Below are 14,111 nucleotides of genomic sequence, written 5' to 3'. Positions count from 1 at the left end.
TTACTGCCATATGTATTATTTAGGGATGCGCCCACCCTGGAATTTTTGAGTGTTTTAATTAAGGAGATTAAAAAGTGACTGAGCGTATATATAAGATCTATACAGGATGGTTCGATCGATTGAACCAGTTATGTCGCTTGGATGATTCTTGGACACGGTGAAGAATAATAAGTTTACGAATGCGCAAAAGATAAAAATCTAGGAATGAAAGTTAAGCTATAGATTTTTTATTTATTTACTCGTAAGCCAACTTTCAATTAACAATGAACTTGCCCATCCTTAGATGGGCTTTTCAAATTTAATAATACACCATGGATATAATCAAAATTATGATTTGTGAGTAGGTATAATCTATAATATGGTAAAAACCTACTTTTCACGATCGTTAGAAAACCAACCAGAGCCTGTAAAAATTCAATAATGAATTATTGGCATATCGATGAATCCTCTACAGAAAGGCTTTATTTGTGAATAAAATTCATAAATGAATTGAGTTATACGTAAAATCTTGCTGTTTTACTCCTTTATAGGACTTGGCATGCAAGTTGCATAATAAATAAGTATAAATCAAACATGTACGATATGACATTCGTTTATGTGTGGAGGGATAAATGGTGCGAAAAACGATAAATAAACCATGGGAGCAATGGTATGTTGAAAGAATGAAATCTATGAAGCTACCGGAAATATCCGTCTATTCCCTGCTTGATATAACAGCAAGTAAGTTTCCTCACCATACAGCCATCATTTATGAAGACGATTCATTGGATTATATGAATCTTAAAATGCAGGTAGACAAACTTGCAGGGAAATGGCGTGAAATGGGCTTTGTTAAAGGTGAACGGATTGGTCTGATGCTGGCCAACCATCCTTATTTCATAATCAGTTATTACGCCGCGCAGGCTCTTGGTCTAATAGTTGTACAGATGAATCCCATGTATAAACCGAGGGAACTTTTGCAAATTTTAATAGACTCGGATGCTAAGTATATTGTATTTGATCATACGGCCGCGGATACAATCGAAGAAACGAAAGCGATATATGAATTTGATGTCTGCATGAAAACGGAAGATGATCAAAATGGCTCATACTCCCTTCAAACGTTGATTCAATCCGGAGAGGCCATTAAAAAGCCCGAAATCATAAACCCTCATGAAGATATTGCAGTCATCCAATACACAGGCGGCACAACTGGGAAGATGAAGGGGGTCATGCTCACTCACCATAATTTAACCTCCAACGTCGTGCAGAGCTTTGAAATGTATGGGGATTCCTTGAAACCTGGTGAAGAAATCGTGTTGGCAGCTACGCCACTTTATCATGTTTATGCTATGACAAGTGCGATGAATCTAGGTATCTATATTGGAGCAGCCATTCTCTTGTTTCCCAAATTCGATCTTCAAGATGTCCTTACAAACATTAAAAAATATCGCCCGACTTTCTTTCCAGGTGTTCCAAAGATGTATAATGCTTTCGTCAATCATCCAGGTATTGAAAACTATGGACTGGATTGTTTAAAAAGTTGTTCTTGTGGCTCGGCCCCCCTTCCAGTTGAAGTGATCAAGCGATTTGAGGTGTTGACCGGTGCCAAAATAGGAGAGGGTTTCGGCTTGTCGGAAGCTTCACCTTCCACTCATCGTAATCCGCCTTTCGGAAAAAGGAAAATTGGAAGCATTGGAATCCCTTTTCCAGGCACGGATTGTATGATCATTGACGATGAAAATAATGAAGTGCCTAACACAGGTGTCGGGGAGCTGCTGATAAAAGGCCCGCAAATCATGAAGGGATACTGGAATAACGAAGCCGAAACCAAAAAAGCCTTACAGAATGACTGGCTATATACCGGCGATCTTGCTGTTATGGATGCCGAAGGATATTTCTACATTGTCGGCAGGAAAAAAGAAATGATCATCGTCGGAGGATTCAATATTTACCCGCAGGAGGTGGAAGGTGTTCTATATGAACATCCGGCAATTAAAGAGGCAGCCGTGGTGGGTATTCCCCATAAAGAAAAAGGCGAAGTTGTGAAAGCATTCATCGTCCCTAAAGAAAGCGCTTCCGTAGACCTTGAAGAAATAGAAGGTTATTGCTATTCCCAATTGACGCCTTATAAGGTGCCGAAAGTATTTGAAGTGAGAAAAGAACTGCCGCGAAATACGGTGGGTAAACTATTAAAAAGATTGTTAGTTAAAGAAGAACTTGAAAAGGAAGGAAGAAAAGACTAAGGGGGATGCAGTTCGTTTGCTCATTCCAACCATTCAGGTTGAAACCTGCAGTGGATGGAATGTCAAACACACATAAAGAAGAGGAGGGGATTCATTATGCGTTGGGTTGTTCTCATTCTATTGTTCTTTGGAGCCGTGATTAATTTTGCAGATAAATCGATCGTAGGACTTGCAGCTGTTCCTATCATGAAGGAATTCGATCTTTCCTATGCGGAGTGGGGTCTTGTCGGAAGCAGTTATTATTGGCTCTATCCAGTAACGGGGATTTTTGGGGCAGCATGGGCTGATCGGCTGGGTGCTAAAAAAGTGCTTGGATTCATCATGCTGACATGGACTGTTTTGCAATTTGGTGTTTTAGCCATTACCGCACTTCCATTATTAATTTTATACAGGATTTTACTGGGCGCATTCGAAGGGCCCTATAGCCCAATTGCTTATAGTCATGCAGATAAGTGGTTTCCGCCGAAATTAAAAGGCTTTGCCAATTCGGTAGTGGTTGGCGGAGGAACGGTTGGTGCGATGATCGTGGCGCCGATCCTCGTTTCCTTAATTACGATATTCGGTTGGAAGGTTGCCTTTGCCACTCTTGGTGCAGCAAGCCTAATTTGGTTCTTCCTCTTTCAATTTTTAACAAAGGAGAATCCAGTTGAAGTATATGAAAATGTACAAAAGAAAAAGAAAGTAAAACTTGAAAAAATAAAAGTGAAAGACTTTTTGTTGCTACTGGCTTCACCTACTGCTTTATTTACTACCCTCGCATATTTTTCAACTTATATATTAGTTGTTTGGTTTTCAGTTTGGCTCCCGATTTATTTAGTGGAAGCCGTAAAAATGACTCCCGGTCAGATGGGGAGCAGTGTTGCCATAATCGGAGTCGTTTCCGTATGCATTTATATGGGTGTTTCGATGGTGTCCGATCATTTATTCAAAAAGAATCAGAATTGGCGGTCATCAAGGGTATTTGTGGTCGCGGGCGCGATGATTCTTGGTGCATTGTTCTTTTCCTCGATCATGGTGTTTCAAAATCCAATCTGGGTGATAGTCGCCATGTGTTTGGCAAAGGGCCTGACATACGCCATTTTACCGATTGGACCAACGATCATGATCAATGAAATGCAAGAGCGGGGGGGATTGATGACGAGCATTTTAACATCGTCTGGAAATTTAGCAGGCATTGTCGCACCTCTATTAACTGGCTATATCATAAGTTTAGCTGGAGGAAATCAACTATTGGGTTATAACTTATCGATATTGTTCATGGCCATCCTAGTCTTGGCTTTTGGCATCCTATTTGCGATATTCGTAAAACCTGCCAAATCAAAAGGGAATCATAAAAATGAAAGTTCGGATAACTTTGATCTTAAGTCCTCATAAGCAGGGTCGAACCTGCTTAAATTCAATGAAACTAGTGAAATGAAGGAAGGGCCATCAAATAATGTTATGAAAGAAAAGGAAAAGGAGCGGATGTTGAAATGAATAGAGATGCCGTCATAGTTTCTGCAGTACGAACAGCTATTGGAAAACAGGGAGGTGCACTTGCGTCTGTACCTGCCCACGTATTTGGAGCAGAAGTGATGAAAGAAGCGATAAAACGAGCGAATGTCGACCCTGAAATGATAGATGATGTCATCGTGGGGAATGTATTGAGCGGGGGTGGAAATATAGCCAGGTTAACCGCGTTGGAAACTGGCCTTTCCATTCATCTTCCGGGACTGACTATTGACCGTCAATGCGGCTCGGGAATAAATGCTGTCAATCTGGCTGCACAAGCGATCCGTGCTTGCGAAGGCGATGTCTATATCGCCGGTGGGGTAGAGAGTATGAGCAGGGCGCCTTACTTGATGGACCGTCCGGAAAAAACATACAGTGCAAAGCCACCGCAGTTCAGGAAATCCCGGTTGTCCCCAAAAGAAATTGGCGATCCCCCAATGGGAATCACAGCTGAAAACTTAGCTGAAAAATATGAGGTCAGCAGGGAAGAACAGGATGAATTCGCTCTACAAAGCCAAAAAAATATGGCCAGAGCCGTGGAAGAGGGCCGTTTTAATGAACAAATTGTGCCAGTTTCCATTCCGGTCAGAAAAGGTGAAGCCGGCGAATTTAAATTGGATGAACATCCACGACCGCAAATAACGAAGGAAGGGCTAGCCAAATTATCTCCGGCGTTTTTAGAAGGTGGGTCCGTGACTGCAGGAAATAGTTCAGGATTGAATGATGCCGCATCAGCCCTGGTGATAATGTCGAGGGACAAAGCGGAGGAATTGGGGATAAAGCCTTTAGCGACGATCAGGGCTCAGGCAGTTGCAGGGGTAGATCCAAATTATATGGGAATAGGACCTGTTCCCGCTATAAGAAGGGTAATGGAAAAGTCAGGGCTTTCCTTAAATGATATGGACATCATAGAAATTAATGAAGCCTTTGCCGCTCAAGTCATTGCTTGTAATAGGGAGCTTGACATGGATCCCGCCAGAATGAATGTGAACGGGGGAGCCATTGCACACGGACACCCACTTGGTGCGACTGGCGCAATTCTCATTACGAAAGCGGTTTACGAATTGAAGCGTTCTGCGGGAAGATTTGCTCTTATTACAGCTTGCATTGGAGGAGGGCAGGGGATTGCTACGATAATTGAGCGTGAAGCCTGATTTTGTTAGTGTGAGGACTCTAGTTAACTAGAAAATTAAGTATTTGGTCAATTGACTGATTAGGTGATAACACGACATTCAAATGAAGCCCCATAATATGAAAAAACCTTATCCATGGCTCACTTTACATGAACAGATCTAAGGAGGAGTAACTCATGACAATCACTTTAACCAAGGAAATGCAGCAAATGAAGGAAATGATCCGTAATTTCGTTGAAAGGGAAGTGGAGCCTTACGCCATACAAATTGAAGAAGAAGATGCCATCCCGCAGCATTTGGTGGAAAAAGCAAAAGGCCTTGGCTTATTTGGGATAAGCATTCCCGAACAATACGGTGGAATTGGCTTAAATGCGGTTGGAAAGGCTACCGTATTGGAGCAGTTAGGAAGGACCCATAATGGTTTTGTTTCATTAATAAGCGCTCACACCGGGATTGGCAGTACAGGTCTGGTTAAGCTTGCATCCGAACATTTGAAAAATAAATACTTGCCTGAAATGGCAGCAGGCACTAAAATTGGCGCCTTTGCTTTATCTGAACCCGGAGCGGGATCGGATGCAACCAATTTGGCAACAAGTGCAGAAAAGAAGGGTGATTACTGGGTGATGAACGGGACGAAACATTTCATCACGAATGGGCCGATAGCTGATGTTTATACAGTATTCGCTTTAACGGATAAAGATAAAGGGGCAAAGGGAGGGATTACTGCTTTTTTAGTAGAAAGAGATTTTCCCGGTTTGACAGTCGGCAAAAAGGACAAAAAAATGGGTTTAAGGGGATCATATACCTCACAGGTCATTTTCGAGGATTGTATCATACCTGAAGAAAATGTTATCGGCGAGGTTGGAATGGGATATATCTCTGCCCTTAAAATTTTAGGTGAAGGGCGGGTAGGATTGGCTGCAAGAGCAGTGGGATCAAGCGGGAAATTGATTGAATTGTCAGCTAAATATGCAAAAGAGCGCATTCAATTCGGTAAACCAATCGCGGACAACCAAGCAATTCAATGGATGCTTGCTGATATGGCAACCGAAACGGAAGCCGCAAAAGCATTGACGATGATGGCGGCACAAAAGATTGATGAAGGAAAAAAAGTGATCAAGGAAGCATCAATGGCAAAACTGTTTGCTTCAGACGTTTTTAATCGGGTGGCGGATAAAGCGGTTCAAATTCATGGCGGAATGGGATATATGGCCGAATATCCAGTTGAACGTTTTTATCGTGATGCCCGCATAACGAAGATTTATGAAGGAACGAATGAAATCCAACGATTAATCATTGCTCGTAATGTCTTGGAAGAGTGTTAGGCGATTTTTGCATTAATTAGCAAAAACGTAAAGAACTTTGAGCGCTATTAGAAAAAGTGTGCTGGCAGGTATTCTATTGCTCATGTATCTGTAATTTCAAGGGGGAGGAACGAAATGGGAGAAGATATTGTAATCGTGAGTGCTGTGCGAACGCCAATTGGAAGGTACGGAGGCGCATTTAAAGAGATTAGTTCCGGTCATTTGGCGAGCATAGCCATCAAAGAAGCGATCAAGCGGGCTAATATTGCAGCTGAACAAGTGGATGAAGTCATTTTCGGGGAGGTTAGGCAAACGACCGAATCCTCGAATGTAGCGAGAGTGGCAGCGCTGCGCTCAGGGATTCCCGATACTGTATCTGCTTTTACGGTAAATCGATTATGTGCATCTGGAATGCAGGCCATCACATCAGCTGCACAGCAAATAAGCTCAGGCCAAGCCAATATAATCGTTGCCGGCGGTACGGAAAGCATGAGCCGTGCCCCCCTTTATTTAAGAAGTGCCCGTTTTGGGGGAGACCGGACCAAACTAGTGGACTCTAATACTGAAGCAGGCCAGCAACCTCAAGAAATTTATGGGAAAAACTTGGGGATGGGAATCACCGCTGAAAATGTCGCACAGCGATACAACATTTCCAGGGAAGAACAAGATGCCTTTTCAGTGGAAAGTCAAAGAAGAGCGGCAAAAGCGATGGAAGAAGGAAAGTTCAAGGATGAAATAGTTCCTGTCCAGCTATTTGACAGGAAGAGTACGGTTACCATTGAAACGGATGAATATCCCCGCCCGGAAACCACAATGGAAAAGCTTGCAAGCTTAAAACCGGCATTCAAGGAAAATGGAACCGTCACTGCAGGGAATGCCTGTGGCCGTAATGACGGGGCTACTGCCATGGTATTAATGAAAGCTAGTGAAGCTGAACGGTTACAAGTACAGCCAATCGCAAAGATTGTGGGTTGGGCGACTGCGGGAGTTTCCCCTGAAGTGATGGGAATTGGTCCAGTACCAGCCGTTGGAAAACTTTTGGAACGCACCGGAAAAAAGCTAGAGGAGATTGGGCTTTTTGAACTGAATGAGGCGTTCGCTTCACAGGCATTGGCCGTAATCCGGGATTTATCGCTTGATGAAAATAAGGTTAATGTGAATGGGGGAGCCATAGCACTTGGACACCCAGTCGGATCGACGGGAGCCCGGATCGTGACAACGCTAATATATGAACTGATTCGCAGGAAAGAAAGATATGGAGTTGCCACACTTTGTGTTGGCGGCGGACAGGGAATGGCCATCATGGTTGAAACGATATAGGCCAACGATAAAGGTGTGGAAACCCAATGTGTTTCTGCTCCTTTCCATAAGTTGAATCGCGCAAAAGTGAGGGGGAAGAAGATTGCCTGTTGAAGTGGAGGATATTCGCAATCAATTCGAAAGTAGTGCATTCTTTTCACATATAGGGTTTGAAATCATTCGGTTTGAAGAAGGGAATGTTACGATAAAGTTAAACATAGAAGAACATTTACTTAATGTTAACGGATCACTGCACGGCGGCATTCATGCTACCATGCTGGATACCATTCTAGGAATGGTGACTCGTTCCGTTACCAAATCTAAAGTTGTAACGACAAGCTTAACTGTACATTATTTAGCCAGCATATCGAGCGGTGAATTATTTGCGGAAGCAAAAGTCCTTCAAAAAGGGTACAAAATTGCCTTTACTGAAGGAGAAATAAAGGATACTGAAGGCAACATCATTGCAAAGGGCACAGGAATATTTAAAATCATTCGTGATAAATGAAAGCAAGGAAGATCAAAATTGGCTGATAAATGGCTATATTTCTTTAATTAGAAAAGAATGAGGTGTTAAAAAAATTGACTAGAACTTGGCATGGATTTTATCCAATTGAAACTCCTGCAGAAATTGACATTCCATTGATGTCATTATACGGACTTTTAGAACGTTCGGCCCGACATTACCCAACCTGCAAAGCGGTCATAGATGGAGAACGGGAAATGACATATATGGAATTGAAGGATGCCTCAGATCGTTTTGCCGTGAAATTATACAACCGTGGATTTCAAATGAACGATCGTATAGCGATCATGCTGCCAAATTGTCTAGAATATATCATTGCCTATTATGCCATTCATCGTTTGGGTGGTGTGGTCGTTCAAGTAAACCCCCTCTATCAGTCAAGTGAATTGGATTATATATTACGGGATTCGGAAGCCGATTGGTTCATTGGGCGTGAGGAACAACAGGAAAAATTAGTGCTAACGGGTTTTTCTGACAGGTTAACGTTCATTTCTGCCGAAAAATTAATCGAAACCGGAACGGATTTATCAAGGATAGATATGGCACTTCCTGCTTTGGCCATCGACCCAAAGGAAGATCTGGCCGTACTTCAATATACAGGAGGGACTACAGGGAAATCGAAAGGGGTCATGCTTACGCATTTTAATTTGGTCTCCAATGTCTTCCAAGACTTTGCCTTTACGGCAGATGCCCTTCAACTCCAAAGGCCTGGCGAACGGATGCTTGGATTGACCCCATTATTCCATGTGTTTGGAAATGGGAGATTGAATAGTGCCATATATGCCGGATCGACTTATATCACATTAGAAAAATTTGAAATAAACAAAGTGGTCGATTTGATTCGCACACATCGGCCAACCATTTTTCCTGGGGTCCCGACCATGTATATTGCTTTACTGAATCATCCGGATTTAACGGCGGACGATTTAAGTTGCTTTAAATACTGCAGCTGTGGTTCAGCCCCGCTCCCTATGGAGATCATTCATCAGTTCGAAACAAAATTAGGTGTTTCGATATCGGAAGGATTCGGAATGTCGGAAACTTCACCTACAAGCCACCGCAATCCAGTTACAGGACAAAAAAAGCCAGGAAGTATCGGAGTTCCATACCCTAATACCGATGCCAAAATCGTTGATCTGAAAACAGGCATTGATGAATTGCCAACCGGCGAAATAGGCGAACTGCTCATTAAAGGCCCGCAAGTAATGAAGGGATATTGGGAAAATTCAGAGGAAACGGCAACGGCATTACGGGACGGATGGCTATACACCGGTGATATAGCGAAGATGGATGAGGATGGATATTTTTATATAGTGGGCAGGAAGAAAGATATGATCATTGCAAGCGGCTATAATGTCTATCCAAACGAAGTCGAAGATATTATTTATGAGCATCCGGCCGTGAAAGAGACATGTGTATATGGTGTGCCGGATACATACCGTGGGGAAACGGTAAAAGCGGCCATAGTCTTAAAGAAAGGAAAGTCTGTCTCAGAGCAGGAAATCAGGGAGTTTTGCCTGCAGCGATTGGCCAGATTTAAAGTGCCGCGAAGATTTGAGTTCAGGGAACAGCTGCCGAAATCAGCTGTAGGGAAAGTTTTACGGCGATTATTATTGGAAGAAGAAACTCAGAGCCCCACTGTCGGGGAGAGATAAGCATAACTGTTATAGTATGAGAGTTTGTATGGAACCCTAATAAGGGAACGCTTTTTTCGAAGTTCCCCTTATATAGGGTTTTTTACCGTATCCCTATAGTCTATAAAACTACTTTCCATTTAGGGGGATTTCAAATGAAGTCCCATCCACCAATAATTCGTGAGACTCACCATCTGCTATATCATCGGTAGTGAATGAAAAGGAATCGAGCCCTTTGAATTTTTCATCAGGATCAACTAATAAGCCGATTGTGCCTTTTCTAGTTTCTCCGGGCTGGTAATCTGATCGACTTACTTTTTTTGTCCCCATAAAAGTATCCCCGGAGTGGATGAAATTTTTAGAAGGCACATTATATGTAAGATCATCATTGAAAGTAACTTGCTCCATGCTGAAGAACTGAAGTTCCTTCGAATCTTTATTTTCCACAGAATAAGTGATCTCCAGATAAGAAACCTCTTCACCAATATCCGTTTTAGACAACACAGTCTGTTGGTCGATTTCCTCCATGGATAAATTCTCTTTATAGTATATCGAATAAGCTTCTTCAAAACTCAAACCTGTATAGGACTTGAGCTCCTCCTTTACTTCATCTGTGAGTGAAGATAATTGAATCCTGCGGATATTGTTGATTGTGATGACCATGGGAGCCAATTCAAATGACTCATTTATAGACTTCGTTTCTAGTAATGTGAATGTTCCCCAATCTTTTTGACTCCGACTTTTTCAAGCTTGGTCCCGCCATATTCCTGAACCTCAGGAATTTTGGCCACCTTGGCTTCTGCATTTTTCCTTTTTTCCGTTTTATTATCGCTGTCGATATAATTGAAGGCTATTACACTTAAAAAAATAAGCAATAATCCAACAATTGTTGAAATGATCCATCTTTTACGGATAATTCATCACTCCTTGTCTTAAACCATTGAAGTCATAAACTATAATATACCATTTTTTTCGCAAATGAAGGAAAGAGTACCTCGATATTGCCCTTTTGATTACTAGAACAATTGACATGTTACCTGTTCCTATCACAGAAAGGATGGAGAGAGAAAAAATGCTTGTTTTTTCATTTGCTCGCCCAAATAATCAATGTTTCCTGTCCATGATAATGTATCTCAGCTACAGTACAAGCCATTTTATATTAAAGTCATATCATATTAGGAAAGAGAAACTGAAGACATGCTTGGTAAGGGATCCATGGATGATGAAAATGACTTATGAACGACAAATAGATAGGTCCTTACTTATTTAAATTTCTTTGCCGTTCGTGAAACTGCTGCTATTGCTCTTTCCTGGACATTATTTTTGCTTTCTCAGCATTCAGGATTGGGGTTTCCAACACTAAATCTTTTGCTTATTATAGATTCTTCTATTTACTTGTTTTTTCATCTCCCTGGAATCCATCTTCTAAAAAATTAAAAAGGAGACGTTTAGGGAATGTGGCCAATTAACAATGGTAAGGAACGGATACATCAGCCGAATAAAAGTATAATGCTGTCCCGGCAAGAGATTAAGGCCATTGAGTCCTGGATATCTCAAATGGGGCCATTTCAATTTTATAAAACCGCAAGACAAAAGGTGTCTACTGCTAGAAAAACGCTAAAGTTCAAGTATAAAATGGTTGGACATGGATTTAACCGGGTCGTCTTTGATTTAAATAATGGCTATATATTAAAAATTGCATTGTCAGAAGTAGGATTAATAAGCACTGCAAATGAAGCCTATATTTATAATAACTGTAATGAGGAAGTCAAAAAGTATTTATGTCCGGTTAAGGAGTATGGGACTGGCTGGATCATCATGAAGAAGATGGACATTAATATGCCACGTGCAATCATGGAATATCCGAAACTTATCAAGTTGGAATTAAAGTTCCTAAGGTACGGTATCATTCCAATAGATTTGCGTATAGCTAATGTCGGATTTACCGAGAATGATGAAATGGTTGTCATTGATTACGGTCTCTTCACCATGGATCTCAAAAGTCCTGTGCTGCGATGGTTAGTTTGATGATGGGTCTTTCCAAAGAAAATATATAATGGAGATTACAATGAAGTGATTAGGCGAAGCGGTGAATCTTGTGAGCCGTTCTTCAGAGTTCTTTAATTCCTTGAAATAAGTTTAACTAATTGCAACTGGTGAAGAGATATTATCGAATTATCTAAACGAAAAAAGCATGTTACGAAGGGATTGTTTGTGCAACATGCTTTTTTATCCGGTTTAAAGGACCATAACTGATGACACAACGCTTGCCACTTTTTTATCATTTTGAAATAAATCTGCGAGTACATAAGCAGTTTTTTTTCCGATTCGGTCTACTTTTGCTTCAACCTTTACGTCTCCTAACGTTACTGGTCGATGAAAGGTAGTATGTAAATCAATGGATGCGAAGGATTGTCCGATACTTAATTTAGATGATATCGCATAAGCCATAATAATATCTGCTGCAGAAGTGACAAATCCACCCATTGCTACACCATTTCCGTTTATAAATTTTTCATCTACTTTCCATAGTCCCCTAGCAATTCCATCCTGGGCATAATTTGCTTTAATCTGTAACGTTAAATCACAATTCGGAGGCTGTTTTCCCTCTGTTAAAACTTGTAAAAGTTCGTTTTCCTTAAATAATTCCCCCATTAAATTACCCCCCTTTGAATAAGTTGAAACTACAGAATATTCTAACATATACCTTGATATTAAATGTCAATGAAGTTGTTAACTTTACAAATAAAGTAATTAAACAATGAAGAAGGGAGCGGATTACAGTTTTTTTCTATAATAACATTCAAGTTGATTGGAACGGAAGGTACGAGACTCCTGCGGGAAAAGCGTGTCCAAGGGAGACCCCCACAGGCGCAAAGAGCGCCGAGGGCGGACCGCCCGCGGAAAGCGAGTGCCAGGAGTGGAAATTAACGTTGGCAAACTGGCTTTTCTTCGAATTGTCTATAAAAAGAGGTTCGGAATGGACTTATCCCGAACCATGATTATAAAAAGAAGACTTGGTTATCCTTCATGAATTGTATTGCCGTAGTTTGTAATTCTGATTTAACTTCAATATCTTCAATAATTCCCTCAATAGCTATTTCAGAGTCTTCAGTATCCCCTAACACTTCTAACAAAGTCTTATTAAATTGATACATGAAACCTGTATTGTATAATCTGCACTCCTAGACACAATTGAAAACTCCTTCTGATTATCCATTCTTAGTGTTAATAATATCATTAATTACCATAATTTGTTTAAAAAATAAATTGATATTTAAAATTTTTAGTGTGAAAATGCTCCCTATGGATTCCCTAACTAAAATGGCTCAAGGGTGGGGTGTAATGTTCAACAAGAAAAACGGCGGCCTAAGTGACGATCGTTGCCTGTTTTAATAAACTAATTCATTGGATTTATGCTTTATTAAAAGAAAAGTCCGCTCCTTGATTTAGCTTAATTAACGGTTTTGTGAAACAGAGATAAATCCTTCCAAAAGGGTTTTGGAGGGTTATGGCCAAAAATGAATTTTAATTCCCGCTTAAAGCATATATCGTACTAATAGGAGTACCAAAACTTTTAAAGTATCCCACTAACCTGCAGCATCCTTTAGGTTTAAATCCTGGGTTCTCCTTTATAATCTTGTTCTTTCCACGATGGTATATAATTTCTATTGTGTTAAAAGTAATGATCAATTCTATTGATTATTTGTAATTAAACGTCTTTTTCCATTTTCAGTTATAGATAAACTGCATTTAAAAAATAAGAAATTATCCCTCGGTCGATATAATTTGATAGTTACTAAAAAGTCTTTCATCGTACTAAACCAGAAAATATATTAGTTGATTATTATAGTTATTGAAACTATGTTACTTAACCTGACATGTCAATTGCTTTTTTTTCCATTACCAATTATATTTATTAAAATACATTCTGTTATGTCTGACTAGAGCTCAGAAAAGAGTTTTATTGAAGTGGTTAGTTATAAAGGAAATATGAATGGGGAAATAAACATTCATTCGAGGCAATGGTCCAGAAAGTTAACAAATTTAAACTAGTCCTCTTTGGTTAAAGAAATTTATAAACAAAGGTGGGTATGAGATGGGCTTGTTAGGTAGAGTGGTTTTTTTAAAAAGATTACGAGATGAACTGTTGGAAAAAAGAAAACAGGGAGCCACTGACCTTCAAATTGATGAAATTGACAAGCAAATACGGAAGATTAATATAGAGATACAGAATATGAGGAAGATGATGGAATAAATAGTTTCTTGTTTTAAGAATACACGACTTGAACGATAGGTTAATTTTGTTTGTTACCATTCAAATTTTTAACAATGGGGCGTCTCTACGAGAAAGTATGGACGCTTTTTCTTATTGAACTTCCTTCTTGGCACTACAGACTGTACAGAAAGGAAAGAACCGCTTCCTTACATTCTGTACGTTTCGCTTCGGCATTAAATGATGAGATAACGACTACCTGTATGATGCTTCGCCTACACTC

General features: G+C 40.4%; 13 protein-coding genes. 9 read left to right on the top strand and 4 right to left on the bottom strand.

The window, feature by feature from the left end; all coding sequences use genetic code 11:
• Positions 1-614 precede the first annotated feature (614 nt).
• The 7 genes from QUF94_RS16925 to QUF94_RS16895 all read left to right on the top strand — a co-directional run bounded on the left by QUF94_RS16925 (position 615) and on the right by QUF94_RS16895 (position 9,633).
• The gene (locus tag QUF94_RS16925; protein ID WP_289316874.1) at positions 615-2,225 is read left to right on the top strand and encodes a long-chain-fatty-acid--CoA ligase; all 1,611 of its coding nucleotides are present in this window, start codon (positions 615-617) and stop codon (positions 2,223-2,225) included.
• Between the two features lie 96 nt (positions 2,226-2,321).
• Complete coding sequence (locus QUF94_RS16920) at positions 2,322-3,599, top strand: MFS transporter (protein ID WP_289316873.1); 1,278 nt, start codon at positions 2,322-2,324, stop codon at positions 3,597-3,599.
• Between the two features lie 98 nt (positions 3,600-3,697).
• A complete protein-coding gene (locus QUF94_RS16915; RefSeq protein WP_289316872.1) occupies positions 3,698-4,870 on the top strand; it encodes a thiolase family protein in 1,173 nt (390 codons plus the stop codon).
• Positions 4,871-5,025: 155 nt separating this feature from the next.
• Entirely contained in the window at positions 5,026-6,174 is a 1,149-nt protein-coding gene (locus QUF94_RS16910) for an acyl-CoA dehydrogenase family protein (RefSeq protein WP_289316871.1), read from the top strand.
• Positions 6,175-6,288: 114 nt separating this feature from the next.
• Positions 6,289-7,473, top strand: coding sequence for a thiolase family protein (locus tag QUF94_RS16905; protein ID WP_289316870.1), 1,185 nt, complete (start codon positions 6,289-6,291; stop codon positions 7,471-7,473).
• An 82-nt stretch (positions 7,474-7,555) separates the two neighbouring features.
• Positions 7,556-7,960 (top strand): PaaI family thioesterase, encoded by a 405-nt coding sequence (locus QUF94_RS16900; RefSeq protein WP_101221671.1) that lies wholly within the window; start codon positions 7,556-7,558, stop codon positions 7,958-7,960.
• 74 nt (positions 7,961-8,034) lie between these two features.
• Positions 8,035-9,633, top strand: coding sequence for a long-chain-fatty-acid--CoA ligase (locus QUF94_RS16895; protein WP_289316869.1), 1,599 nt, complete (start codon positions 8,035-8,037; stop codon positions 9,631-9,633).
• Positions 9,634-9,741: 108 nt separating this feature from the next.
• On the opposite strand, the gene QUF94_RS16890 is transcribed toward QUF94_RS16895, so the two are convergent.
• Both QUF94_RS16890 and QUF94_RS16885 read right to left on the bottom strand, forming a co-directional pair.
• Positions 9,742-10,275 carry a hypothetical protein gene (locus QUF94_RS16890; RefSeq protein WP_289316868.1) on the bottom strand — a complete coding sequence of 178 codons (534 nt, stop codon included), beginning with the start codon at positions 10,273-10,275 and terminating at the stop codon, positions 9,742-9,744.
• 38 nt (positions 10,276-10,313) lie between these two features.
• The gene (locus QUF94_RS16885) at positions 10,314-10,487 is read right to left on the bottom strand and encodes a hypothetical protein (protein ID WP_289316867.1); all 174 of its coding nucleotides are present in this window, start codon (positions 10,485-10,487) and stop codon (positions 10,314-10,316) included.
• 580 nt (positions 10,488-11,067) lie between these two features.
• Here QUF94_RS16885 and QUF94_RS16880 point away from each other — a divergent pair.
• Complete coding sequence (locus QUF94_RS16880; RefSeq protein WP_289316866.1) at positions 11,068-11,640, top strand: hypothetical protein; 573 nt, start codon at positions 11,068-11,070, stop codon at positions 11,638-11,640.
• 210 nt (positions 11,641-11,850) lie between these two features.
• On the opposite strand, the gene QUF94_RS16875 is transcribed toward QUF94_RS16880, so the two are convergent.
• Both QUF94_RS16875 and QUF94_RS16870 read right to left on the bottom strand, forming a co-directional pair.
• Positions 11,851-12,267, bottom strand: coding sequence for a PaaI family thioesterase (locus tag QUF94_RS16875; protein WP_289316865.1), 417 nt, complete (start codon positions 12,265-12,267; stop codon positions 11,851-11,853).
• A 347-nt stretch (positions 12,268-12,614) separates the two neighbouring features.
• Positions 12,615-12,770 (bottom strand): hypothetical protein, encoded by a 156-nt coding sequence (locus tag QUF94_RS16870; RefSeq protein ID WP_289316864.1) that lies wholly within the window; start codon positions 12,768-12,770, stop codon positions 12,615-12,617.
• Positions 12,771-13,711: 941 nt separating this feature from the next.
• On the opposite strand from QUF94_RS16870, the gene QUF94_RS16865 reads away from it, so the two are divergent.
• Positions 13,712-13,870, top strand: a complete 159-nt coding sequence (locus QUF94_RS16865; RefSeq protein ID WP_156324934.1) for a hypothetical protein — start codon at positions 13,712-13,714, stop codon at positions 13,868-13,870.
• Positions 13,871-14,111: the final 241 nt, after the last annotated feature.

It is taken from the genome of Peribacillus sp. NJ4 (genome assembly GCF_030348345.1).
Taxonomy (GTDB): domain Bacteria; phylum Bacillota; class Bacilli; order Bacillales; family DSM-1321; genus Peribacillus.
The sequence above is the reverse complement of the archived record's forward strand: the minus strand, read 5'-3'. Positions and strand labels throughout refer to the sequence as shown.